The organism is Shewanella sp. TC10 (assembly GCF_009663145.1).
In the GTDB taxonomy this organism is placed as follows: domain Bacteria; phylum Pseudomonadota; class Gammaproteobacteria; order Enterobacterales; family Shewanellaceae; genus Shewanella.
In genome coordinates, this window is record NZ_VKHR01000001.1 from 108,140 (window position 1) to 131,747 (window position 23,608).

General features: G+C 42.9%; 26 protein-coding genes. 16 read left to right on the top strand and 10 right to left on the bottom strand.

Going from position 1 to position 23,608, the window contains the following annotated elements:
• Positions 1 to 159 precede the first annotated feature (159 nt).
• The 7 genes from flhA to FNZ24_RS00520 all read right to left on the bottom strand — a co-directional run bounded on the left by flhA (position 160) and on the right by FNZ24_RS00520 (position 6,570).
• On the bottom strand, positions 160 to 2,241 hold the full coding sequence (gene flhA, locus FNZ24_RS00490) for a flagellar biosynthesis protein FlhA (RefSeq protein WP_153912430.1): 2,082 nt from the start codon (positions 2,239 to 2,241) through the stop codon (positions 160 to 162).
• A gap of 15 nt (positions 2,242 to 2,256) precedes the next feature.
• On the bottom strand, positions 2,257 to 3,390 hold the full coding sequence (gene flhB, locus FNZ24_RS00495; protein ID WP_153912432.1) for a flagellar biosynthesis protein FlhB: 1,134 nt from the start codon (positions 3,388 to 3,390) through the stop codon (positions 2,257 to 2,259).
• Between the two features lie 3 nt (positions 3,391 to 3,393).
• A complete protein-coding gene (gene fliR / locus FNZ24_RS00500; RefSeq protein ID WP_153912434.1) occupies positions 3,394 to 4,167 on the bottom strand; it encodes a flagellar biosynthetic protein FliR in 774 nt (257 codons plus the stop codon).
• Positions 4,168 to 4,233: 66 nt separating this feature from the next.
• Positions 4,234 to 4,503, bottom strand: coding sequence for a flagellar biosynthetic protein FliQ (locus tag FNZ24_RS00505; RefSeq protein WP_153912436.1), 270 nt, complete (start codon positions 4,501 to 4,503; stop codon positions 4,234 to 4,236).
• A gap of 100 nt (positions 4,504 to 4,603) precedes the next feature.
• A complete protein-coding gene (gene fliP / locus FNZ24_RS00510; RefSeq protein ID WP_153912438.1) occupies positions 4,604 to 5,332 on the bottom strand; it encodes a flagellar type III secretion system pore protein FliP in 729 nt (242 codons plus the stop codon).
• A gap of 1 nt (position 5,333) precedes the next feature.
• Positions 5,334 to 5,696, bottom strand: coding sequence for a flagellar motor switch protein FliN (gene fliN, locus FNZ24_RS00515; protein ID WP_153912440.1), 363 nt, complete (start codon positions 5,694 to 5,696; stop codon positions 5,334 to 5,336).
• Complete coding sequence (locus FNZ24_RS00520; protein ID WP_153912442.1) at positions 5,689 to 6,570, bottom strand: FliM/FliN family flagellar motor switch protein; 882 nt, start codon at positions 6,568 to 6,570, stop codon at positions 5,689 to 5,691. Before FNZ24_RS00520 ends, fliN begins: the two co-directional genes overlap by 8 nt.
• 699 nt (positions 6,571 to 7,269) lie before the next feature.
• Between FNZ24_RS00520 and FNZ24_RS00525 the strand changes: the two genes are divergently transcribed.
• The 9 genes from FNZ24_RS00525 to FNZ24_RS00565 all read left to right on the top strand — a co-directional run bounded on the left by FNZ24_RS00525 (position 7,270) and on the right by FNZ24_RS00565 (position 16,640).
• Positions 7,270 to 8,076, top strand: a complete 807-nt coding sequence (locus FNZ24_RS00525; protein WP_228768315.1) for an OmpA family protein — start codon at positions 7,270 to 7,272, stop codon at positions 8,074 to 8,076.
• The gene (locus FNZ24_RS00530; protein ID WP_153912446.1) at positions 8,073 to 9,368 is read left to right on the top strand and encodes a sigma-54 dependent transcriptional regulator; all 1,296 of its coding nucleotides are present in this window, start codon (positions 8,073 to 8,075) and stop codon (positions 9,366 to 9,368) included. The genes FNZ24_RS00525 and FNZ24_RS00530 overlap by 4 nt, the downstream gene beginning before the upstream one ends.
• A gap of 60 nt (positions 9,369 to 9,428) precedes the next feature.
• Positions 9,429 to 9,767, top strand: coding sequence for a flagellar hook-basal body complex protein FliE (gene fliE, locus FNZ24_RS00535; RefSeq protein WP_153912518.1), 339 nt, complete (start codon positions 9,429 to 9,431; stop codon positions 9,765 to 9,767).
• Between the two features lie 78 nt (positions 9,768 to 9,845).
• Positions 9,846 to 11,561, top strand: coding sequence for a flagellar basal-body MS-ring/collar protein FliF (gene fliF / locus FNZ24_RS00540; protein ID WP_153912448.1), 1,716 nt, complete (start codon positions 9,846 to 9,848; stop codon positions 11,559 to 11,561).
• Between the two features lie 22 nt (positions 11,562 to 11,583).
• Positions 11,584 to 12,594, top strand: a complete 1,011-nt coding sequence (locus FNZ24_RS00545; RefSeq protein ID WP_153912450.1) for a flagellar motor switch protein FliG — start codon at positions 11,584 to 11,586, stop codon at positions 12,592 to 12,594.
• A gap of 35 nt (positions 12,595 to 12,629) precedes the next feature.
• The gene (gene fliH / locus FNZ24_RS00550; RefSeq protein ID WP_153912452.1) at positions 12,630 to 13,451 is read left to right on the top strand and encodes a flagellar assembly protein FliH; all 822 of its coding nucleotides are present in this window, start codon (positions 12,630 to 12,632) and stop codon (positions 13,449 to 13,451) included.
• Complete coding sequence (locus FNZ24_RS00555) at positions 13,441 to 14,814, top strand: FliI/YscN family ATPase (RefSeq protein WP_324187459.1); 1,374 nt, start codon at positions 13,441 to 13,443, stop codon at positions 14,812 to 14,814. Before fliH ends, FNZ24_RS00555 begins: the two co-directional genes overlap by 11 nt.
• A gap of 46 nt (positions 14,815 to 14,860) precedes the next feature.
• Entirely contained in the window at positions 14,861 to 15,274 is a 414-nt protein-coding gene (locus FNZ24_RS00560) for a flagellar FliJ family protein (protein WP_153912453.1), read from the top strand.
• 1,183 nt (positions 15,275 to 16,457) lie between these two features.
• Entirely contained in the window at positions 16,458 to 16,640 is a 183-nt protein-coding gene (locus FNZ24_RS00565) for a hypothetical protein (RefSeq protein ID WP_153912455.1), read from the top strand.
• Positions 16,641 to 16,728: 88 nt separating this feature from the next.
• Here FNZ24_RS00565 and flgN read toward each other — a convergent pair whose 3' ends face one another.
• The 3 genes from flgN to flgA form a co-directional block, all read right to left on the bottom strand.
• Entirely contained in the window at positions 16,729 to 17,217 is a 489-nt protein-coding gene (gene flgN, locus FNZ24_RS00570; protein WP_228768316.1) for a flagellar export chaperone FlgN, read from the bottom strand.
• A complete protein-coding gene (gene flgM / locus FNZ24_RS00575) occupies positions 17,210 to 17,500 on the bottom strand; it encodes a flagellar biosynthesis anti-sigma factor FlgM (RefSeq protein WP_153912457.1) in 291 nt (96 codons plus the stop codon). The genes flgN and flgM overlap by 8 nt, the downstream gene beginning before the upstream one ends.
• 144 nt (positions 17,501 to 17,644) lie before the next feature.
• Positions 17,645 to 18,391 carry a flagellar basal body P-ring formation chaperone FlgA gene (flgA, locus tag FNZ24_RS00580; protein WP_153912459.1) on the bottom strand — a complete coding sequence of 249 codons (747 nt, stop codon included), beginning with the start codon at positions 18,389 to 18,391 and terminating at the stop codon, positions 17,645 to 17,647.
• Positions 18,392 to 18,477: 86 nt separating this feature from the next.
• On the opposite strand from flgA, the gene FNZ24_RS00585 reads away from it, so the two are divergent.
• The 7 genes from FNZ24_RS00585 (at position 18,478) to flgH (ending at position 23,557) form a co-directional block, all read left to right on the top strand.
• The gene (locus tag FNZ24_RS00585; protein WP_153912461.1) at positions 18,478 to 18,828 is read left to right on the top strand and encodes a flagellar basal body rod protein FlgB; all 351 of its coding nucleotides are present in this window, start codon (positions 18,478 to 18,480) and stop codon (positions 18,826 to 18,828) included.
• 37 nt (positions 18,829 to 18,865) lie between these two features.
• The gene (gene flgC / locus FNZ24_RS00590; RefSeq protein ID WP_153912463.1) at positions 18,866 to 19,285 is read left to right on the top strand and encodes a flagellar basal body rod protein FlgC; all 420 of its coding nucleotides are present in this window, start codon (positions 18,866 to 18,868) and stop codon (positions 19,283 to 19,285) included.
• Positions 19,285 to 19,953: a flagellar hook assembly protein FlgD gene (locus FNZ24_RS00595; protein ID WP_153912465.1), complete on the top strand. Its 669-nt coding sequence runs from the start codon at positions 19,285 to 19,287 to the stop codon at positions 19,951 to 19,953. The genes flgC and FNZ24_RS00595 overlap by 1 nt, the downstream gene beginning before the upstream one ends.
• Positions 19,954 to 19,975: 22 nt before the next feature.
• Positions 19,976 to 21,184, top strand: a complete 1,209-nt coding sequence (gene flgE / locus FNZ24_RS00600; protein ID WP_153912467.1) for a flagellar hook protein FlgE — start codon at positions 19,976 to 19,978, stop codon at positions 21,182 to 21,184.
• A 9-nt stretch (positions 21,185 to 21,193) separates the two neighbouring features.
• A complete protein-coding gene (locus FNZ24_RS00605) occupies positions 21,194 to 21,928 on the top strand; it encodes a flagellar basal body rod protein FlgF (RefSeq protein WP_153912469.1) in 735 nt (244 codons plus the stop codon).
• 64 nt (positions 21,929 to 21,992) lie between these two features.
• Positions 21,993 to 22,778, top strand: a complete 786-nt coding sequence (flgG, locus tag FNZ24_RS00610) for a flagellar basal-body rod protein FlgG (protein ID WP_055025314.1) — start codon at positions 21,993 to 21,995, stop codon at positions 22,776 to 22,778.
• Between the two features lie 95 nt (positions 22,779 to 22,873).
• On the top strand, positions 22,874 to 23,557 hold the full coding sequence (gene flgH, locus FNZ24_RS00615; RefSeq protein ID WP_153912471.1) for a flagellar basal body L-ring protein FlgH: 684 nt from the start codon (positions 22,874 to 22,876) through the stop codon (positions 23,555 to 23,557).
• Positions 23,558 to 23,608: the final 51 nt, after the last annotated feature.

Here is a 23,608-nt window from a genome sequence, read left to right on the forward strand (position 1 = left end):
TGCATAAGTGATTATTCATCTATTAAATACTGATATCAAAAAGCCCAAATCAGATTGATTTGGGCTTTTTAGTTAGACCCTGTTTTGTTAGACCCTGTTCAGTTAGAACAGGAGCTATGCTCAAGGCGCTAGCAATATTTTGATGACGGACTTAGTTAGCTAGCCTAACTGCCCTGCCACCATCAGCTCTCGATTTTCAGGAATTTCATTGTAAGACAGAACGTGCAAACCTCTGGCGAAAGCTAATGCGTAACGGGCTAATATCGGTCTTAATTGTGGTGCGACCAATAACATTGGACTATGCCCCTGCTCTTTAGCATCAGCCAAAATCTGCGGCATGCCTTGTTGCAGCTGCGCCAATAGTGTTGGATCAACAGGGAAACTATCTAACGCAACCTGGCCTTGTTGCTGTGACTGAGTTAGAGCATTCATCAATGTTTGTTCAAGCTCAGGCGCTAAGGTGAGCACATTCAGCTTAGGATCCGCTCCAGCAATACTGTGGACAATGTTATTACGCAATGCACAGCGTACATCTGCAGCCAGTAACACTGGATCTTTGCTGTTTTCACTGCAATCCAATAACGTCGTGGCAATGGTGCGGATATCTTTCAGCGACACTTGTTCTTTGAGTAATAAGCGATATACCTTTAACTGCACAATCGGCGTTAATGCATTATTCAGCGCTTCAGCCAGCTTAGGCGACTGTTTGGCTAAACGGTCACTTAAGGCTAATACATCATCATGCTGCAGCATGTCAGGCAGGTTTTCACGAATAAGCTTACTTACATGGGTGGCAATTACGGTAGCATTATCAACCACTGAATAGCCTAAATTAAGTGCACGGGCTTTTAAGTCCTGCTCAATCCAAATCGCATCCATATTGTAAGCAGGCTCTTTAGTGATAATGCCGTCAATATCACCAAATACAGGGCCACTTTGAATTGCCATCAGCTTTTCTGACTGCAGCTCAGCAGTAACCGCAGGGTTGCCCATCATATTAATTTGATATGCATTAGGCGCTAACGATAAATTATCCCTCACCCTTACTTCGGCTAACAAGAAGCCCGCTTGTTCTGATAACGTGCGGCGTATCCCTGTTAAACGTTTCTGTAATTCAGCCCCTTTAGTACGCTCAACTAAATGCACCAGCTGATAGCCTAAACGTACCTCAATTAAATCGGTATAAGGTAAGGCATCCCAGCTCGGCGGAGAAGGTTCTGCGGTATTGGTCTCAAGCTTTTGCTCAAGCTTTGATTCCACGATCTCAGGTTTGTTTTGACTCTGCTTCCAGGATGCAAATGCCAGCAAGGCAGCAAACGAGATAAATACCATCGCAGGCATACCAGGTACGACACCTAAGATAAGCATCACAATAGCAGCTGTTGCCAAGGTTTTCGGATTAGCCAGTAGCTGCTTTTGTAACTGCTCTGGCATTTCTTCTGCGTCTGAAACACGGGTAACAATAATCGCAGCAGCCGTTGCTAATAATAGCGACGGAATTTGTGCAACTAAACCATCACCAATGGTAAGAAGAGCAAAGGTTTTGAATGCATCTGCAGCACCCATATCATGCATGAATACACCAATGGCAATACCACCAATGATGTTTATCATCAGAATTAATATACCAGCAATGGCGTCGCCACGAACAAACTTAGAGGCACCGTCCATCGAACCATAGAAATCTGCTTCGCGCGCGACTTCTTGGCGACGCACTCGCGCTTGCTCCTGGGTGAGTACACCAGCATTTAAGTCGGCATCAATGGCCATTTGCTTGCCAGGTAAGGCATCTAAGGTAAAGCGAGCAGATACTTCAGATATACGTTCGCCACCTTTAGTGATCACCACAAAGTTAATGATCATCAATATTAAGAAGATAACGGCACCGACAACATAGTTACCACCAATGACCACTTCACCAAAGGCTTGAATCACTTTACCCGCTGAATCACCACCTTGATGGCCTTCAATAAGCACCACCCTTGTTGATGCAACGTTCAGCGTCAAACGCATTAACGTCGCCAATAACAATATGGTTGGGAACACTGAAAACTCTAGCGGTCTACGAATAGACACACTGACCAGCAGCACCATAACAGCAAGCACAATGTTAAAAGTGAATAGAATATCCAACAGCCAAGGTGGCAAAGGTAAAATAACCATAGCCAAAACGGCGAGTAACATTATCGGAATACCGATATAACTTCGATTGCCAGTAAATACTTGCGCAAACCAATTCATGGCTTAATGCTTCCTTTAATCATGTCGTAAATGTGGAGGAATATAAAAATGCGGTAACGGTTCAGGTTTATCCTGAGTCCCCGTTCTTGCGGCTTTGATTTGCAATACGTAACTCAGTACGTGTGCAATGGCGACAAATAATGCAGCCGGAATTTGTTGCTCAATTTTGGTGGAATAATAAATCGCACGCGCTAACGCTGGGATTTCAATTATTTCAACGTCATTGCGTTGGGCGACTTCGCGCATATATAAAGCCAGTTCATCCACCCCCTTTGAAATAACATATGGCGCATCGGCTTTATCTGCATCATAACGAAGTGCAACAGAGTAATGAGTTGGGTTAACCAGTAATACATCTGCTTGTGGCACTGCAGAGTCAGCACGTGAACGACTGATTTTTTGCTGCATTTGGCGAATTTTTGCTTTAATTTCTGGCTTACCATCTTGCTGTTTATGCTCATCTTTAACTTCTTGATGAGACATTTTGAGTTCTTTATGGTGATGCCAATACTGATAAGGCACATCGATAAAGGTAATGATCAATAAGCCAACGCCTAGATAAAACATCCCTGCTGAAATCGTATCTATGCTATATCGAACAGCTTCATCGACAGGCAACTGACTACTGGCCATAATCCCTTGCAAATTGCTGCTCAAAAAGTACAGCATGATGCCAATCAGCAAAGTAATTTTAAGTATCGACTTAACAAGCTCAACCAGTGACTTTATCGACACCATGCGTCCCAACCCTGCAATAGGGTCGATTCTGCTGTATTTAAAAAATGCATTTTTAATACTAAATAGTGGCCCGCCAGGCAAAGCACCTGCAATCATTGCAATAGCACCGACTAAAATAAATAATGGCCCTAAAATATGCAGGATCCCCACGATTGCGGCCCCAATATGCATTTCTAGCATTTTAGGTTCGTCTAGCTGCTCTCTGGTGATATTCATATTGAAACGAGTGATTTCTGCCATTTCACTGGCAATCCAATCCGCGCTCGTCGTTAACATGACTGCACAACCAATAATCAGTGCAGAAGCGGCTAAATCTTTTGAGCGGGGAACTTGGCCTTGCTCACGTGCTTTCTTTAGTTTTTGCGGAGTTGCATCTTCTGTTTTGCTTTGGCCAGTATCTTTATTACTCATGCATTACCCCCCAATAAACTGATGCATTGCAGAAAGCGCATCGAGGCAAATATCACTATAACGACTTGCTAAACCGCTAAAGGAAAAGAACACACACAACAGCCCCATCAACATAGACATAGGGAAGCCAAGAGCAAAAACATTTAATGAAGGTGCTGATTTACTGAGTACACCAAAAGTCAGGTTAACCATCAGCATGGCAACAATAGCAGGTAACGCCAACATGAATGCTGCGGCAAATAACCACCCCACCCGCTCAACTAGCCCCATTAAGGGTAATTCGAATACACCCGTGCCAATTGGCCATAAATAAAAACTATCGACAATCACTCCAATCGCCACTAAATGACCATCTAGAGCAAGAAATAGTAACGTGCCATACAGCAAGAACCATTGGCCAAGAATGGGGTTAGAGTTGCCATTAGCAGGGTCATTCATGATCGCCATGGCTAAGCCCATTTGCATCGACATCATTGCGCCCATTTTGGTCATCACACTGATCAGCAAAAGTAGAAATAATGCCAGCATAAATCCGACAAGCAATTGCTCAATAGCCAAAATGAGTGCAGCAAAAGACAAGGCGTCTACCGCAGGTACAGGAGGCAATAAAGGAGCAACAAGCGCACTAAGCAGCACAGCAAATAATATTCGTATTTTAGCGGGAATATAATTACTGCTTAAAAAGGGCATCACAATAAATGCCCCCATAAAACGACAAAACGGCCACCAAAAGGTACCGATAAATGAACTGATTTGAATTGATGTTAACGACAGCATAATAGGGCTAAATTTAGCATTAATATTGCGCCGTTAAATGAGGTCATCCCGTTCATTTTCTTCGCCTTAGCCAATCACATGGGGAATGCTATAAAACAGACGCTCAAACAAATCACTAATTTTCATCAACAGCCATTCACCGGCAAATAACACCATCAATAAAGTCAGCACTAAGCGAGGCAGGAAACTTAAGGTTTGTTCATTCACTTGCGTCGCAGCTTGGAAAACAGCAACACATAGACCAACAAGCAAACCAGGTACAACTAACACCCCGACCATCATGACCACTAAAAAAATGGCTTCCGCAAAAAATGAAGTTAGCTCATTCACGTCCATCTTAAAATTTCCTACAGCCATTTAACCGACAAAACCAAAGTGGGCTTTGTAATTTTGCTAGAAAGTGGATCTTAGTTTTCAACATCGTCATTGACCCTAGCTAACCAAAACTCGCAGTTAAGGTACCAACCGTCATCGCCCAACCATCAACGAGCACAAACACCATTAACTTAAAGGGCAAGGAAATAATCAAAGGAGACAACATCATCATACCCATCGACATCAAGACACTCGCCACTACCAAATCAATCACCAAAAAGGGAATATAAAGTAAGAACCCAATTTGGAAGGCAGTTTTAAGCTCGCTTAATACAAACGCAGGCATTAATACAAAGAATGGAATTTCATCGGCGGTTAACGTGACAGGCTCATTGGCAATCTTAAGCATCTGCTCTAAATCGGTTTCGCGGGTTTGCGCTAACATAAACTGTCTTATTGGCACTTCAGCACGAACAATCAGTTCAGTTAACTCTATTTCACCTTGGTCATAAGGCAAGAATGCATCTTCATAAATGACCTCACCAACGGGGCGCATGATAAATACCGACAATACTAGCGCGATCCCAATAAGTACCTTATTCGGCGGACTTTGCTGCAAACCAAGTGCTTGCCTTAAAATCGCCAGAACGATAATGATCCGTGTAAAACTCGTCATCATCATCAACATCGCAGGAATAAAGCTTAGCATGGTCATCATGGCTAAGATTTCTAACTTGACGTTGACGGTCTGCGACTGGTCGCCATCCGCTAGTGTAAATAGCGTTAAGCCATCATTAGCATAAACATTGGGTGCTAATAAACATAACAGTAGCAGAATGGCACGAACCATATTAGTCGTTCGCTCCAGTCAAGCTAATGGCTTCTACTTCAAGCAGTCTCACACCATAGCGGCCATTCACTTCAACCACTTCGCCGCGACCTAATAAAGCACCGTTAACACGAATATCAAGTGGTTCACCCACCATACGATCAAGCGCCACGACATCACCCTCTCCCATTTGGGTTAACTCACCCAACGACATTTCAGTGCTGGCGAGTTCAAGGGTCACCTGAACAGGTAATTGATGAAAAAAAGACATATCTTTTAATGCCTTAGGTTTTGGATCTGGTTGAGACTCTACCAAGGTATCTTCTAGCAACAAGTCATCATCAAGTAAGAAATCATCATCTTGTAAAAGTATATTTTCAGGCATGGGTAGTGTCCTCTGAGCGAAACGCTTCCTGGGTAAGTTTGGCAACCATTTGTCCATCATCATTGTGGACAGTGGCATAGAATAACGGTCTGCGACCTATAGTAACGGGGCATCGAGAATGTAAATTCATCGGTAAAATATCACCCACTTTTAATCCTTCAAGAGACGTTACAGGCACCAATTGATGACCAAGTTCTAATGTCGCTTTAATCGGAATTTGTCTTAATCGTTGGCTCAATTTAGCGGTCAAGTCAGTTGCCGCTTGAAACTCACTTGGCTGTTCAGCCATTAACCCAAGAGCAAACTCTGTCATGCATAACATCATTGGCGGGCCAACATGCTCTGCAGGAAAACTTAATGTCCATGCCAGCGGCACTTCCATAGGAGTGGTATTCACGACCAGCTCAAGATCTAAGCCGTCATCTTCGAGTTCAGTAATGGGCAAAACATCTAACGCAGAACGCATTAACCGTTTTACTAATCGAAACTCCGACAAACTTGGTGCTCTAAGGGGCGACTGAAGCGGGCTTGAAAAGCTGCCGTAATAACCACTGGCCAACTGATCTAACGTACATTTGTCAATCCGCCACCATGCAAGTGGTGTGCGTCTATAGCTCATTAAGAACCAAGCATGATTCAAGTCAGGGACAACTGGACTAAGCTCTGTAGATAACTCTACTTTTGATAACGCATGATGACCTTGGCCAATAATGGGTCCTAATAAGTCATTAATATTATCTAGCAACGAACGATGACAGCGCTCTAATTGAAGCACAAGTCGACTACGGGCTAATTTCTCTTGAACTAGCGCGACAGTTCTGACTTTCTGAAGTTGCTGTTTTTTTATTAAACTTGCTTTGGCTGTGGTTTTCATTTTAATTTAAAACTCACTTCAACATAAATACATTTATTCATGAACGTTTAATACTAGTAATAATTTGTATCGACAAAAACAGTTCCAAAGGAAGTTAGTCGAACTAAAATTAACCAATCTCGTCAATTAAAAACTAAATCGACATTTTTTTGACGTAATAATATATTTTGACGAATTACATATGAACAAAAAATATTAATAGAACTTCTAATGGCGACCATAAATCAAAAAAACAAAACAACCAAATAACAATAAAAACCAAAAAGAATTAATTCAAAACTAAAAGCTTTATATAAGGCGACTAAACTTTCAAAAAACTAAAACAAATTTCAAAATAAACTTAGATATTAATTTTTATTATAAAAATCAGCTATTTAAAAACTGAATACCTGACAAACATCTTAGTATGTCTATGTAAAACCAGTATTTCCGCAAGATACTACATCATTTAATTCATTAAAAACAACATAGAAAACATTATTAGCTCACATAGTTTGATTAATTTAAAGATTTACAAAAAATTCATTTGAATAGTTTTTTATTTAGTGTTTAATACTGCAAAACTTAATTAAACAATTCAATTTACAAATTAAAATAGGATGTTGATAGTTGAAAAAAATAATACCAATAACAATTATATCTCTTATTTTTTCATTAAACGCCTATGCTGATACCATAGAGAACACTTATAAGACTCCAATGGAGAAATCCTCTTGGGAGTTTTCCGGAAATATATTCAAGTGTGATATTAGCCACGAAATTGAAGGGTTCGGTAAATTTAATCTCACAGCAAGCCCTGGAGATGAATTAATCATTAGTTTGCAAGCCGATTGGTTGAAGTTACAAAATCAATCAAGTGAGATTTTGATTGAAAGCTCAACTTGGCAACAGCAACTTAATAAACCTTTCGCTGTCTCTGAATTAAATTGGCAAGGCAATATTGCTCACACCAGTCGAAATAGCTCTGCATTTCTAGAAGCGCTAGAACAAGGGCTGACATGGCAAGTGAACATAGATCCAGTCAGCAACGTTAAATATCAAGTTCGCTCAACACCAGTATCAACCCGAGGTGTGGTCAGAGAATTTAGACTGTGTAAGCAAGATTTATTACCGAAACCTTTTTCGTATGTTCGACGAGTTGATTTGCAATTCAATAGCAATTCAAGTCGTTTAGAAGAACAGTTCGAATCTGATCTCATTGCTATTGCGCGCTACATTGATGCAGATGCCAATATCACTGAAGTACTTATTGATGGTCATGCTGATGCGACAGGTGATCGATTAGTTAACTTACAACTGAGTAAAGAACGAGCTTTTGAAGTCCAGTCCAGATTGATCGAGCTCGGTGTACCTGCAAGTATGATTGAAGTGAGAAACCATGGTTCTAGGAATCCTATTGCCAGTAATAGTAGCACCCAAGGGCGTGAGTTAAATCGTCGAGTGATGGTGAGATTAGTTAAAGGTAAAGCACTTGCATCAGTCCAGCCACACAAGGCAGTTCGATGAAGCAGCAATATTCAATACAATTAGTTGATACCCAACTATCAGAAGCCGGGGCCACTTTGCTGCTAGATCATGGGTTTCAACTGTGGAATACACCTCATTCTCAGCCATGGCTCAATTTAGTTAATTTATCTGACTGTGAACCAGAACAAGTCCCCCAGCGCTTGTCTATGTTCCCAAGTAAAAACCAAATAGCATTATTAGACCCAGAGCAAACAGAACTTGCTGGGATAGCGATGCAATCAGGCGTGCAGGATTATTTATTATTGCCTATTGATAATCAGCAGCTCATCTCTTTACTAAATCGCCTTAAAACAATAGATAAAACAGACTCAGAAATCATTGCTTCATCAGCAGTAAGCCGCCAACTACTCATGCTAGCGCAGCGTGCTGCAGTGACCAATGCCACTGTATTACTGACCGGCGAAAGCGGTACTGGTAAGGAACCTCTTGCACGCTATATTCATCGTCATTCAAACCGCGCTGATGCCCCATTTGTTTCAATCAATTGTGCGGCAATCCCTGAAAGCATTTTAGAATCTATTTTGTTTGGTCACGTTAAAGGGGCATTTACAGGCGCTGTTAACGATCAATCAGGTAAATTTGAGCAAGCCAATGGCGGCACACTTTTACTGGATGAAATAGGTGAAATGCCGCTGCTGTTACAAGCCAAATTGCTACGAGTGTTGCAAGAGCGAGAAGTTGAGCGTTTAGGTAGCCACAAGTCGATCTCTTTAGATATTCGCGTCATTGCCTCGACCAATAAAGACTTACGCTTAGCGGTAGAAAATGCAGAATTTAGACAAGACCTTTTTTATCGGCTTGATGTGCTGCCATTAAAAATTACCCCGCTTCGTCAGCGCCGTGAAGATATCTTACCGATTGCAGAGCACTTTTTAGATATTTACCACAATAACAATACTGAACAAGCATGCTACTTCAGCGACCAAGCACGCAATTTACTGCTAAGTCATGACTGGAGCGGTAATGTCCGGGAGCTTGAAAATACCATTCAACGCGCGTTAGTCATGCGTCGAGGTCAAGCAATTCAAGCGGTTGAACTTGGTATAGAACAACCACAATCGTCGCAAGTGGCTAGCCAAGATTCAGGACTGAAAGGCTCAAAACGTCAAGCTGAGTTCCAATATATTCTCGACACCTTAAAGCGCTTCAATGGTCAACGAAATCTCACAGCAGACTCATTAGGTATGACGACCAGAGCATTACGTTACAAGCTGGCTCAAATGCGTGAACAAGGCATTGATATTGAGCTTGCCCTTGGCAAAGTGGCTTAAATAACCCTCTTACTCTTAGTACCTTAGTAATAGATAGGAAAATAGATGTCTAATGCAACTATGGTGAACGCACCTATGGTGAATGTTCAATCTTTGATGGATCAGATGAACGTACATTCAGAAATGGCTAAAGGCGCCATCAAAGTAGCCGCTAATCCGCGCGACTTTGGTACTCAAACGCCCTCTTTTACTGAATTGATGGAACAAAAAGTTGCAGCAGTAAACACTGTTCAAAATACATCTTCTGCGTTAATGCGCGCTGTAGATAGTGGTGAAAGTGATGATCTTGTTGGCGCGATGGTGGCCTCACAAAAAGCCAGTTTATCTTTTTCAACCATGATCCAAATTCGTAATCGCTTAGTGCAAGCATTTGATGAAGTAATGAAAATGCCAATTTAAATGTAGAGTTTTTAACGAGCTCAATATCGATAAATCCCTATAGATACAAAGCATTTTAGCCCAAGGATATTAGAAACAATGCCTACAACTCTTACTCAGCCTAACCAACCTGTTACTGATGTTGGTGAGAAAGCATCGCCATTTAAGACGATAAAAGAGAAATGGACTAGCTTTAACCAAGGTGACAAACAAGTCGCTGTGTTAGCAGTATTTGCCATTGTAGTGGCCTGTGTCATCGTGTTAATGCTCTGGACTGCTAGCCAAGGCTATCGCCCGCTGTATGGCAGCCAAGAAAAGGTCGAAACCGCGCAAATCATTGAAGTACTGGAAACCGAAGGAATTAGCTATCGACTAGATACTAATTCAGGTTTAGTGCTTGTACCTGAAGATAGGTTAGGCAAGGCACGGATGATCTTAGCGGCTCGTGGTGTTAAAGCCCAAATGCCGATGGGAATGGAATCACTGGGTGATTCTGGCATCGGTACGAGCCAATTTATGGAGCAGGCAAAATATCGTTATAGTCTAGAAGGCGAATTATCTCGCACCATCATGGCGTTACGTTCAGTTCGTACTGCACGAGTTCATCTTGCTATTCCAAAGAAAACCTTATTTATTCGCCAGCAGCCAGAACTACCATCAGCATCAGTCATGTTAGATCTTTATGCAGGCAGTAATATTCAAACAGAGCAAGTCGAGTCAATTGTTAACTTAGTCGCTGGTAGCGTCACGGGTATGACTGCCGAGCAAGTTCAAGTCGTCGACCAACAAGGTAATCACTTAAGCTCTGCATTAACGCTCAACAATGACATTACCCAAGCTCGTGACCGTCAACTTAAATACACTCACGAACTAGAACAAAACTTAATTAATCGCGCCTCTAGCATGCTGATGCCAATTTTGGGACAAGAGAACTTTCAAGTTCAAGTGGCAGCACAAGTTAACTTCAATCAAGTTGAAGAAACCAATGAGTCACTAGATCCACAATCAGTTATGCGTACTGAACAGCAAAGTTCAAATGAAGTTAACGGCGATATGGCTATGGGCATTCCTGGGGCATTAGCCAACCAACCGCCTGCTCCAGCTGTTGAGGGCGAAGACAATAATCAGCGTCGTAACCTCACTCAACAAACGAACCGTAACTTCGATGTCGGTCGCACTGTCACGCACACCCGTTATCAGCAAATGCAGTTAGAAAATATTTCAGTTTCAGTGCTACTGAACAACCAAGCGGCTGGAGAAAATGGTTGGACTCAGGCACAACTAGACTCAATGAGCAGCATGGTTCAAGACGCCATTGGTTTTGCGGCAGTACGTGGCGACCAATTCAGTATCAATAGCTTTGATTTTGCGCCAGTAAGAATCGCCGAATTCCAACCTATGCCATGGTGGCAAACTGAAGGTTACGAGTCATACCTTCGATACTTCATTGGTTTATTACTGGGTATCGGCTTAATCTTCTTCGTATTAAGACCATTAGTGCGTCACTTAACTAAAACTGTTGATTTAACAGCACTTAAAGATATCGAAGAAGAGAAAGACAGCCTTCAGTACCAAGAGGCTAGCTCAGCTAAATTGGCAAATAGCAGTGACGATGCACAATCACTTGCAGATGAATTAATGGGATTAGGTCAGCCGCAAGCAGATGATGATCTGATGAGTATTGGCTTACCAGAGACTAGCTCGCCACTGAAAGTGAAAATGGAACACCTTAGCGTATTAGCAGAAAAAGAGCCGGCACGTGTTGCCGAAGTCATCGCCCACTGGATCAGCGATAAAGACGCTAAACAACAGTAATTGCTGAACAGGAAATAATAAAATGATGAATGAACTTGATATCAATTTAGATAACCTAGATCAAGCCGCCATGATCCTGCTTAGCATGGGCGAAAAAGGCGCTGCACAGGTAATGGCGCATTTAGACCGCAATGATGTTCAGCATCTCAGTCATAAAATGGCACGGCTATCTAGCATTACTCAAAACGAAGCTGATTTTGTCATTGGGCGCTTCTTTAAGCGCTATCAAGAACAATCAGGTATTGCCAGAGCCTCGCGCTCTTACCTGCAAAAAACCTTAGATTTAGCCTTAGGTGATCGTGTGGCTAAAAGCCTAATCGACAACATCTACGGCGATGAAATTAAGACATTAGTAAAACGCTTAGAGTGGGTAGACCCAAAACTACTGGCACGTGAAATAACCAATGAACACAGTCAATTACAAGCTGTTTTATTAGGTTTACTGCCACCAGAAAGCGCCGCGCAGGTGTTATCAGGATTACCAGAAGCGGGTCAAGATGAACTATTAGTGCGTATTGCACAACTTGGTGAATTAGAACGTGGCGTGGTTGAAGAATTACGTCATTTAGTTGAACGCTGCATGCTGATCGCGATGGAAAAAAGTCACACTCAAGTGTCAGGTATTCGCCAAGTTGCCGACATATTAAATCGTTTCGAAGGTAATCGAGAGCAGTTAATGGAAATGATTAAACTCCATGACCAAAAACTCGCAGGTGAAGTCGCTGACAACATGTTCGACTTTATTATTCTTGGTCGTCAGAAAGCTGAAACCCTACAAGAAATCATGGCATTAGTACCTGCCGACACCTTAGCCCTCGCGCTTAAAGGGATTGAGCCAGAGCTGAAAAAGACCTTATTACGTGCCCTACCTAAGCGTATGTCGTCTGCTATTGAAACTCAAATTGAAGCCATCGGTACCGTACCATTAAGCCAAGCTACCGCTGCCCGTAAAGATATTATGGAACTGGCTAAGCAAATGATGGATGAAGGTCAAATTGAACTGCAGCTGTTTGAAGAGCAGGTTGTTGAGTAATGAGTAAATTATTGAACCAGCAAAAGAGTGCCCTAATGAACAAGTCACACGGCTCCGATATTCGATTTCGCCTCAATGGTGAGCGCATTCGTCGCCATCAATTTAGTCCGTTACATGCTAATGAAACCGATCCAGCTGTAGGCGAGCCTTCTTGGCAGGATTATCAACAAGCATTTGATAAAGGCTATGATGAAGGCGTCGTAAAAGGCCACGAGGCAGGTCTAGTTTCAGGTCATGAAGAAGGCCAACAATCTGGATATGCCGCCGGTTTTAATCAAGGTCGTATTGAAGGTCAGCATAAAGGCAAAGATTTAATTGATGATCAATTGAATCAACTCATCGCGCCACTTGCAGCCATGAAATCTTTGCTAGAAGAAGGCCATAGTCAACAAATCATGCAACAACAAGAGCTGATTTTAGACTTAGTACGCCGTGTATCAATTCAAGTGATCCGTTGTGAACTCACCTTACAACCGCAGCAAATTCTTGCGCTGGTCGAAGAGACATTAGCCGCCATTCCTGACGACCCCACTGAAGTGAAAATCCACTTAGAACCAACTGCAGTGAACAAGCTTAAAGAGCTGGCTGCAGATAAAATTCAAAACTGGACCTTGGTTGCAGACAGCACTATTAGCGCAGGAGGTTGCCGTATCGTTAGCGAAAAATCAGATGCTGACGCCTCTATGGAAACGCGATTAAATGCCTGTTTAGACCAAGTAGAAAACCATTTAAAACGCACAGATATCGAGCAAAAACTGGCGCAATCAGCAGCACAAGAACCAGTACTTGAACCCGCTCTTGAGCCCACAGACACTGAAACTAACCTAGAAACCGATAGAGGCCAAGGTGAAAGCTAGCGCCAAGTCAGCTATCGTCACATCCAGTCAATCTAGCGCCACAATTTTAGATTGGCCAGCGGTGCCTGTAGCACAAGTTTACGGTAAACTGACCCGTGTTAACGGACTGCTACTTGAAGCGGTGGGTTGCCAACTTGGCACAGGCGATCGTTGTAATATTGAATGTCGTGACGGCCGATTAGTCGAAGCTGAAGTCGTCGGCTTTTATAAAGATACCGTTTGCTTAATGCCCATTGAGCAAACCTCAGGGTTAATGCCTGGGGCGCGCGTCATGCCCATCGCTGAGCGCAGCCAAATTCCAGTAGGCAAAGGCTTATTGGGTCGAGTGTTAAACGGCTTAGGTCAGCCATTAGATGACTTAGGCCCACTGACTCAAGTTCAACAAATTCCTATGGTGCCAATGAGCACCAATCCACTCAAACGTAAACCGATTACTGAACCGCTAGATGTGGGTATTAGAGCGATCAACGCCCTGCTGCCAGTTGGCCGTGGTCAACGCTTGGGTTTATTCGCAGGCTCTGGTGTGGGTAAAAGTGTCTTGCTAGGGATGATGACTCGATTTACTGAAGCTGACATTGTCATCGTTGGCTTAATCGGTGAACGTGGCCGTGAAGTGCGAGAATTTATCGAACAATCTTTAGGTGAGGAAGGTCGAGAGCGTTCAGTGGTAATCGCCGCACCAGCTGACACAACACCATTGATGCGTATGCGTGCCATGCGTTTATGTCATCACATTGCATGTGCTTATCGCGATCAAGGCAAGCGAGTGCTATTACTGGTTGACTCCCTCACTCGTTATGCCCAAGCACAACGTGAAATTGCCTTAAGTTTAGGTGAGCCACCAGCTACCAAAGGTTATCCACCTTCAGCGTTTGCTCAACTGCCAAGCTTGGTCGAAATGGCAGGTAACGGCCAACATCCTACAGGCACCTTAACCGCTTTTTATACTGTATTAACCGAAGGCGATGATCAGCAAGATCCTATTGCAGATGCAGCCAGAGCGATTCTGGACGGCCATATTGTATTAGACAGAAAATTAGCTGAACAAGGGCACTACCCAGCGATTGATATTGGCGCATCAGTGAGCCGACTCGCTGCACAAGTAGCCAGTCCAGATAGCTTGTCTCACGGACAGGTATTCAGGCATTTAAACAGTAAATATCAGCAGGTCAAAGAGTTACTGCCGTTAGGTGGTTATCAACCAGGCCAAGATAAAGAACTGGATATTGCTGTTCAGGCTTACCCGCAAATGGCAGCATTTTTACAGCAAACAACCCATAGCCAAGCGGATCATCAGCACAGCATCACTCTGCTGCAATCCTTAATCGAAGGCTTAGGCTATCAAGCGCCAATTGCTGAATGAACCATGTTGCATTAACGCTTATCTATTACAAAATGGGCCAAATTAAATGAAACAGCTTTTACAGTTATGCCAACAAGAAGAAAAGAAACTGCATCAGCTTAGTCAGCAAAAAAATGCCAGCCAACAACGATTGATTGAAATAGGTCATCAGCAACAACAGCTTTCTAGCATGGTGAGCCAATACCATGCATACCCCCAACAATGTGCTAATCCCTTATTGATGCAAAACAGCGTGCAAATGATTAACGCTATTAAGCCACTACAGAAAAAGCTCACCCGCCAAAAGATTCTATTGGAACAAGAACACCAAAGAGTGGATAAGATCTGGCGTAGCCAATTAGGACGCCAACAAGGGATTAATTGGTTCTATCAAGATCGCTTGAAACAACGACAGGCTCATTTGGATAAACAAGAGCAAAAGCAATTGGATGATTTAGCCTGCAGGTATCAGCTTAAGTAAACATACTTAAATGATGTTATTCATTGCCAAACTTCGTTTGGATAACGTTGCAGCTCCCTTCTCCCTTACTTTATTAACACTCAGAGGTTACTTTGAATATAAACTGGAATGTCATTTTGAGTAATCTTCATAAATGGTCAGCAATCACTTGTATAGCAACAACTCTGTTATATCTCTTTCTAGTGGTGAACTTAACCTACGTAGGAGTAAAGGTAACGTATTACTCAATCCCCATAATAGTATTGAGCTTTGGACTAGCTTACATATCAAGAAACCACAGAACTTACTTTAGAAGTAAAAGTAGCTAACTTTCATGGTGTAAGGACTATTTGTATTTTCAAACTTCGTTTGGATTAGATCAAAGTCGTGGCGCTTCGCCCTCACCAAATTCAAGTTTTCGTGATTTCTTCCCGTATTTCCAAACTTCGTTTGGATTAACGTCGTGGGTTTTCCACCCACACCCGAGCAAGAGGGAGTGAACGGCAACTCCCTCTTGCATCACCCTCGCCGCTCCGGCGAAATAATCTGAAAAACGATTATTTCCAACGGAGTCTGATCCAGCTTTCGACGTCATTTGTAGCCCGCTTTGGCAAGCTTTAAAAATCACTAACGCTTCCGATGGGTCGTCCCTTCCCCTCGAAAGCTAGTTGACCATCCATGGTCAAACTCACGTAATTTTCTTGCTTACCTCAATTCAAATTGAACATACAGATAAGATAAAAAGACCCAAAAACAATATTCTTTATGCTCTTTACCAAGCTAAACGAAACGAACCTGCGGGCTCAACATTCTCCGTTGGAAGTGTCCGAATGCGTTGAGCTAATTTGCGTGATGGAGGCAGGTCATTCTCGTGCATCCATGCACTACATGACATTCAGTCTTCCTGCCTATCGACGCCGACATAGCCTCAGATTGAGCCAGGGATGGCGAATCTGAGGCGATAGCAAATTCGCTCTATAGCATGAGGAACAACACTTCGTCGGAGCGGCAAGGGTAATGCAAGAGGGGGATTGCTGTTGTTTCCCCTCTTGCTCTGGTGTGGGCGAAGCGCCACGACTTTGATCTTAATTAAGCTGGATCTCAACAAGCTCTATTTGCATCTAGTATTTAAGAAAAATAGGATATTATTAATCAATAACTTACATAGAATATTTAGCAAAACATTAGATTCTCAGGAGCTTCAATGAGTAATTGGAACAAAAATGGAAATTCAACTAATAATCCCAAAGCATTTTATATTGGTGTAGGGATAGCTATTGGCTCTGGTATCGGTGTGGCGCTTGGGAATGTGGGCTTGGGTATTGGAGTTGGTACAGCGATTGGGGCAGCTCTCTCCTTGCAGAAAGACAAAGAGAGAGACGAGTAGCAACCTTTAAACTTGCAACAAAGAAGACTTTACACTCCCTCTGCTTCGCTTATTTACTGGAATACTTTAGCCCTTTTTCAAAAAGGCTTTACCTAGCATGCCCATAGTCATTTTGACTTTCTGGTTGCTTGTTCAATAAAGAATTAATCACTTCTTGTTGGCTGACTAACAGCTTGCCATTTTCTTCATTAAACTGTTGGCTTTCTCGTACTAATTTCACCAAGTTGCGCCACAATAAAAGTACTTGTTTCTGACTGGATTCTGGGAGTCTTGCTATTAAATCTTCCATGCCTTTACTGTTACCAGTAAAGCCTAACGCGACCAAGGTAATAGAGCGTTTTTTGGCTCGCTCCATTAGCAATTCACATAACTTAGTTTGCTCTTCATTATGGGCTGCTAAGCCTGCATTATCACGGCGTTGCATTAACTCGCGTTGACGAACTAATAATGCATGAAGTTGTTTATAACCGTCGATATCCAAACGTACGCCGCGCAGTAACCCCTGCACTTGCTCTCGCTTAGATACTTGCTCTGGTTTTATTTTCTTTTTTGCAGCAGAGTTTTCACTATTAACCATGATTTTGCTTCATCGCCTCTGCAATTTTTTTCACATCTAAGCTGAAGGTGCCAGTTTGCAAAGCTTGGCGTAACTCAGCGACTTTATCAGCATCAAAATCACTGATATTCGCTAGCTCAGGTTGTGTTTTTTCTATGAGTTTCCAATCATCACTAACGGTACTTTGCGCAGGCATTTTACGGGGTTTAAGCTCAGCGACTTCAGTTTGCCCTGAAGTATTAGCCTTGCTCTTCGTTGTCCCCATATCCGCAGTCACTGGACTCGATATTTTGTTGATATCCATAATGGTTCACCATGTATGTCGTCGATATCTATATATAAGCGGCGCAATAAACCAGAAACTAAAATAAAAACATCAGAAAACGCACTGATATTTCACTATCAATGCGAGAAAGACAAAAACGATGATCAATAACTGGAAATAGTATTAAAACAGGGTGGTTACTCTACCCTTTTCAGTTGGGTACACATGGATAATTTTACCCGAACTTAAGTTCCTCACTCGGATAGTTGAGCCTTTGCCACCTGACTCTAATGCCTCACCTGGCATGTTAGCGTAGAAACCATTCATTCTTGCTTCAATCACCACCCGGTCACCAATATTAATCCATTGTGGATTAGTGACTTGGCTAGCTTTAATTGCTCTAAACCTTCTGACTTTATGGCTGACTTGGTTGCCGATGAGCTGCGACTTTTTAGTGATTAAATCTCTATCTGAAGCTGATAACTTAAGCCACTGTAATTCAATATCAGTAGCAGAGATCTGCTCACCTCGCGCCAATGGTCTATTCGCTACTGGCACATTAGCCGTCACGTCCACTCTTGCCCTGATGAATAAACTCCAACCTAAAGCATCACAGGTTGCACGGCGCTGCACATTGCCAAAAGGCAACCTTGACCCTGTCGCAATATAAACCTCATTGGGACATTGTTGTAAATTTGCAGCGCCCGAAGGCAAGTTCACTTGAATCGTTTTTTTAATGCTTTCAAGTCCTGCTTGGCGCTGCCAATACTGCAGTTCAGCCTCTAAGACCTTCACCAAAGAACGCTCAAGTTGTTGCGTCGCTGCAATGTGATCTTTAGCACTGCTTGTCAGCGGAAACAAACAGGAACACATGACGACCGCATAGGAAACGGCAGTTCCGATCTTATCTTTTAAATAGCCATAAACCATTGATAAAACTCACCTTAAACTTTTGGCACACTAATTGGATATACGGGACATATATTGAAATTGTTCATACCATACTAGGAGTTTTAATGGCTATCAACCTCGACACCGCCTTAGGCATTCACGCACAAACGTTAGATTTTCGGGTCGAACGTAGCAAGATGCTAGCAGGTAATTTAGCCAATGCTGAAACTCCTGGTTATAAAGCTCAAGATTTAGATTTCAAAGCGGTAATGACTCAAATTAATGCAGGAATGGAAGTGGGCCGTGACTATCAAACAGCGTATCGAGTCCCTTACCAAACCTCTGCAGATGAGAACACAGTAGAACTTGGAAAAGAACAAGCCAGATACTCGCAAAATGCCATGGACTATCAAACCAGTCTGACATTTTTAAACATGAAGATTTCCGGCTTACGCTCAGCCATCGAAGGGCAATAAATCTAAGCGCAATACTTAAAGGACAATAGGAACTGATATGTCATTTGGTGAAATTTATAACATTGCTGGCGCAGGTATGCATGCACAGACAATTCGCTTAAATACCGTTGCAAGTAACCTTGCCAATGCCGGTGCAGCAGCAGAAAACCCTGATGATGCTTTCCGTGCATTAAAGCCTGTGTTTTCGACTATTTATAATCAAACGCAAGATGGAAAGGCCGCTGGTGCACATGTGGAAGTCGCTGCCATTGTGGAAACGGACGCCCCTCTCGATATGCGTTATGAACCAGACCATCCCTTTTCAGATGAACAAGGTTATGTGGCCTACTCTAACGTCAATACCGTTGAAGAAATGGCTGACATGATGGCTGCAAGTCGCTCATTTGAAACCAATGTTGAAGTGATGAACCGTGCTCGCTCAATGCAGCAAGGGCTATTACAGCTAGGAAATAAATAATGAATGTCACGCCAAGTACTACGAGTAGCGATCCAGCCACTACTGCCACAGACGTCATGAATTCACCGGGTAACGATGCATCATCTATCCGCAATGAATTCATGACATTAATGATTGCACAAATTCAAAATCAGGACCCTACAAATCCGATGGATCCTGCAGACTATGTCAGCCAGCTGGCCCAGTTTTCACAAGTAGAAAGTCTTGAGCATATGCGTGCAAACCAAGCGACAAGCATGGTGATGATGGAAAATTTAGCCATCGTTCAATCAGCGCAACTTGTGGGTAAAACCGCAATGGTACCAGCCTCTGAACTTGAGCTAGATATCGAACCAGTAGAAGGTAAAGTCTACTTAGGCAATGCGGTTGAAGAACTCTCTATCGATATCTTAAATGAGCATGGCGATGTGGTTCACACCTTAGAGCTTGGCTCACAAGAGCCTGGCGATGTGGCCTTTACCATTGATCCAGAAGCACTCGATTTACCTCCTGGCGAATACAGTATCGAAGCGAATATGACAGCAGATGACGTCACAGAAACAGCCGATACCTTCATTGCCGCAACCATTGAAAAAGTTCACTTTGTCAGCGCATCAGGCGTAATGATGGCCGAATTAGCTAACGGACTCGGGACGGTTTCTGTCCTCGAAATTTCCGAAGTTTCATAACTCGAATTAAAAGGATTACCCCATGTCGTTCAATATTGCTTTAAGTGGTTTACAGGCTACAACTCAAGACCTAAATACTATCAGTAATAACATTGCTAACGGTTCAACTGTTGGTTTCCGTAGTGGTCGTAGTGAATTTGCTGCAGTTTATAATGGCGGCCAGCCAGGTGGTGTTAACACCATGTCGACCAGTCAAAACTTTTCAATGGCTGGCAGTTTAGCTTATACCGGTCGTCAACTTGATATGGGCATTCAAGGGGATGGTTTCTTTGTACTGAATGGCCAAGATGGCACTACAATGTATTCACGTGCGGGTATGTTTAACCAAGACGCTAATGGTTATGTCACTGATCCTGCTGGAAACCGTTTACAGGGTTACAGTGTGGGCCCAGGTGGGCAACTGCAAAATGGCAACGTAACCGACTTGCAAATTCAAGCAGGATCGCTGCCCGCTTCAGCTACAAATAAAGTCGGTTTAGTCTCTAATCTCGATGCTAGAGTTGATGCGATAGATATTAATGATCCAGATTACATCTTCGACGCAGATGATGCCTCTACATATCACTCATCAAGTACTGTAACGACTTATGATTCCCAAGGAAATGAGCATGCGTTAACCCAGTACTACGTAAAAACAGCTGATAATGAATGGCAAGTTTATTATATGGCAGATGGTGAAGATGTCATGCCTGGTGGCCACCAGCTTAAGTTTGATGAAAATGGCATATTAGATGAAGACTCACCATCAGATTTTGATCTAACAATTGCAAACACTGGTGGTGCAAATCCAATTAACCTCAATATCAATTATGACAAAAGTACCCAATATGCTGCTGATTATAACAACTCAAGCCTAAGCCAAGACGGTTACACTTCTGGTGAGCTTAACGGCATTCGCCTTGATGACGAAGGTAATTTGTATGGTACTTACACTAATGGCGAGCAGCAATTACAAGGCCAAGTGGTATTAGCTGATTTCAATAATCCAAACGGTTTAACACCTATTGGCCAAAATGCTTGGGCTGCAACTAACGCTGCAGGTCAACCAATTGTTGGTTCACCAACTACAGGAACCTTGGGCTCTATCAATGCTGGTTACCTTGAAAGCTCAAACGTCGATAACACCGCTGAGATGGTTAACTTAATGACAGCACAGCGTAACTATCAGTCAAACGCAAAAGTGCTAGATGCTAACTCTACAATGCAACAAGCATTGCTGAACGTCATTTAAGGGTAACCCATGGATAAGATGCTATACACCGCAGCCACTGGTGCAGCCAGAGTCATGGAAGCGCAAGCGATCAGAGCCAATAATTTAGCCAATGCTGATACCACTGGGTTTAAGGCCGACCTTGAACGTGTTAATGCCAAAGTCATTACACCAACAGGAAACAGCTTGCACACTCGCGTATTAGCGCAAACTGAAACCAGTGGTTTTAGTCAGCAAGCTGGCACTTTAAACCCAACGGGTCGCACGTTAGATTTGGCGATCAGTGATGCAGGTTTGTTCAGCGTAATGACTGCTGACGGTGAAGCATATACCCGCTCGGGCGTTGTAGTGCCTGATGCCCAAGGTCAATTAACCATTGATGGCCGTCCAGTGGCAGGTATCGAAGGGCCAATTGTTGTACCTGAATACCGTGAGCTGTTTGTCGGCGATGATGGCCGCATCAGTATCGTGGCAGACGCAGGCAATATCACTGAAGAAATTGGTCAACTGAAATTGGTCAATCCTGAACTGCAGCAGATGACCAAAGGTCAAGATGGCTTGTTTTATAGCAATAATGGTTTGCCTTTAGAAGCAGACGAAGAAGTCCATGTTCGCAGTGGGTTTCTCGAATCCAGTAACGTCCAAGCGGTCAGCGAACTGATCGCATCAATGGATTTAAGTCGCCAATTTGAAGTGCAAGTTAAACTCATGCAAAGCGCAGAAAAGCTGTCTGAAGCAGGTAATCGATTACTACGAGATGCGTAAATAATCGTTTCAGCGATCGCCGCTTCTTCGCAATGACATAAAAAGAATTTGAAGGAATAACATCATGCAGTCTGCATTATGGGTAAGTAAAACAGGTTTAAGCGCTCAAGATACTAAAATGACCACCATTGCCAACAACTTGGCAAACGTAAACACAACAGGTTTTAAACGTGACCGTGTGGCATTTAACGACTTGTTTTATCAAGTACAGCGTCAACCTGGTGGTCAAGTAGACGAGCAAAATGAATTACCATCAGGCCTTCAATTAGGTACAGGTACTCGTGTTGCTGGTACTCAAAAAGTCTTTACTACTGGCGATATTCTTACTACTGGTCAGCAGTTAGATATGGCCATTCAAGGCCAAGGGTTTTTCCAAATCGAAGAAGCTAATGGTGACTTAGGCTACACCCGTGATGGCCAATTTTTCCGCAGTAGCGATGGGTTAATGGTGACATCACAAGGTTTGCCTTTAGTACCGAATATCGAAATACCTGAAGATGCATTAACTGTCACTATCGCCTCTGACGGTCAAGTGTCAGCTCAAATGGCTGGCCAAGCTGAAGCACAAGAACTAGGCCAAATCACCTTAGTTAATTTCACTAACCCAGCAGGTCTTGAAGCACGCGGAGACAATTTATACCGTGAAACTGGTGCTTCTGGAGCCGCGATTGAAGGTGTTGCTGGCGATCAAGCCATTGGCCAAATTCGTCAAGGCTCTCTTGAAGGTGCGAACGTAAACGTGGTTGAAGAGATGGTTGAAATGATCTCGACCCAACGTGCTTATGAAATGAATGCCAAAGTGGTGTCTTCATCTGATGACATGCTTAAGTTCTTGAACCAAGCACTGTAATTTGGGGTTAAATCTATAACGTTAGTGTTAATGGATAACACTAACGTTAATCGATAAGACTAGCTCTGATTTTTAGACTGAAACTGACGGTTATTATGCGCAAAGCAAAGAGTTTAATAAGACATAGTTGGATTGCGATAGCACTACTACTGACTGGTTGTGCATCACATCTTCCTGAACCTGAAACGGCACCAGGAAAACCAGAATGGGCGCCACCTGAAATTGACTACAGCTTGCCTGAAGCCAGTAATGGGAGCTTATATCGTCAGGGATATATGTTGACCTTATTCAAGGATAAACGTGCCTTTCGTGAAGGCGATATCTTAACGGTGTCATTGGACGAGAAAACCTATTCAAGCAAAAAAGCCGATACTAAAACCAGCAAAGACAGCTCGATGTCTATAGGCGCTCAAGGTTCAAGTGGCAATAGCAGTTTTGCCGGAAGCGGCGGCGCTGACACTGGCCGTTCATTTAACGGCACAGGTTCGAGTACCCAGCAAAACCAATTAACGGGCTCGATTACTGTCACTGTGGCTAAAGTCTTACCTAATGGCGCGTTACTAATCCGTGGCGAAAAGTGGCTTAGATTAAACCAAGGTGATGAATACCTGCGTTTGTTAGGTCTTATTCGCACCGACGATATTGGCACTGATAATACCATTTCATCACAACGTATTGCGGATGCACGGATTATTTACGGTGGCCAAGGTGCAATTTCAGATAGCAACCAAATGGGTTGGGCTTCACGTTACTTTAATAGCCCATGGTTCCCATTGTGATAAATCTACGACTACCAACCAAAGTCTTTATAGTTAATTTTGTTAGTGCCC

Coding starts and splice junctions, on each gene's coding strand:
- FNZ24_RS00605 (WP_153912469.1), top strand. CDS start 21,194: ATGGATAAGATGCTATACACCGCAGCCACTGGTGCAGCCAGAGTCATG.
- FNZ24_RS00525 (WP_228768315.1), top strand. CDS start 7,270: ATGGAGAAATCCTCTTGGGAGTTTTCCGGAAATATATTCAAGTGTGAT.
- flgC (WP_153912463.1), top strand. CDS start 18,866: ATGTCATTTGGTGAAATTTATAACATTGCTGGCGCAGGTATGCATGCA.
- flgA (WP_153912459.1), bottom strand. CDS start 18,391: ATGGTTTATGGCTATTTAAAAGATAAGATCGGAACTGCCGTTTCCTAT.
- FNZ24_RS00545 (WP_153912450.1), top strand. CDS start 11,584: ATGATGAATGAACTTGATATCAATTTAGATAACCTAGATCAAGCCGCC.
- FNZ24_RS00520 (WP_153912442.1), bottom strand. CDS start 6,570: ATGAAAACCACAGCCAAAGCAAGTTTAATAAAAAAACAGCAACTTCAG.
- FNZ24_RS00585 (WP_153912461.1), top strand. CDS start 18,478: ATGGCTATCAACCTCGACACCGCCTTAGGCATTCACGCACAAACGTTA.
- fliF (WP_153912448.1), top strand. CDS start 9,846: ATGCCTACAACTCTTACTCAGCCTAACCAACCTGTTACTGATGTTGGT.
- FNZ24_RS00565 (WP_153912455.1), top strand. CDS start 16,458: ATGAGTAATTGGAACAAAAATGGAAATTCAACTAATAATCCCAAAGCA.
- flhA (WP_153912430.1), bottom strand. CDS start 2,241: ATGAATTGGTTTGCGCAAGTATTTACTGGCAATCGAAGTTATATCGGT.
- flgE (WP_153912467.1), top strand. CDS start 19,976: ATGTCGTTCAATATTGCTTTAAGTGGTTTACAGGCTACAACTCAAGAC.
- fliE (WP_153912518.1), top strand. CDS start 9,429: ATGGTGAACGCACCTATGGTGAATGTTCAATCTTTGATGGATCAGATG.
- FNZ24_RS00505 (WP_153912436.1), bottom strand. CDS start 4,503: ATGGACGTGAATGAGCTAACTTCATTTTTTGCGGAAGCCATTTTTTTA.
- fliR (WP_153912434.1), bottom strand. CDS start 4,167: ATGCTGTCGTTAACATCAATTCAAATCAGTTCATTTATCGGTACCTTT.
- fliH (WP_153912452.1), top strand. CDS start 12,630: ATGAACAAGTCACACGGCTCCGATATTCGATTTCGCCTCAATGGTGAG.
- fliN (WP_153912440.1), bottom strand. CDS start 5,696: ATGCCTGAAAATATACTTTTACAAGATGATGATTTCTTACTTGATGAT.
- flgN (WP_228768316.1), bottom strand. CDS start 17,217: ATGGTTAATAGTGAAAACTCTGCTGCAAAAAAGAAAATAAAACCAGAG.
- FNZ24_RS00530 (WP_153912446.1), top strand. CDS start 8,073: ATGAAGCAGCAATATTCAATACAATTAGTTGATACCCAACTATCAGAA.
- flgM (WP_153912457.1), bottom strand. CDS start 17,500: ATGGATATCAACAAAATATCGAGTCCAGTGACTGCGGATATGGGGACA.
- flgG (WP_055025314.1), top strand. CDS start 21,993: ATGCAGTCTGCATTATGGGTAAGTAAAACAGGTTTAAGCGCTCAAGAT.
- flgH (WP_153912471.1), top strand. CDS start 22,874: ATGCGCAAAGCAAAGAGTTTAATAAGACATAGTTGGATTGCGATAGCA.
- FNZ24_RS00595 (WP_153912465.1), top strand. CDS start 19,285: ATGAATGTCACGCCAAGTACTACGAGTAGCGATCCAGCCACTACTGCC.
- flhB (WP_153912432.1), bottom strand. CDS start 3,390: ATGAGTAATAAAGATACTGGCCAAAGCAAAACAGAAGATGCAACTCCG.
- FNZ24_RS00560 (WP_153912453.1), top strand. CDS start 14,861: ATGAAACAGCTTTTACAGTTATGCCAACAAGAAGAAAAGAAACTGCAT.
- fliP (WP_153912438.1), bottom strand. CDS start 5,332: ATGGTTCGTGCCATTCTGCTACTGTTATGTTTATTAGCACCCAATGTT.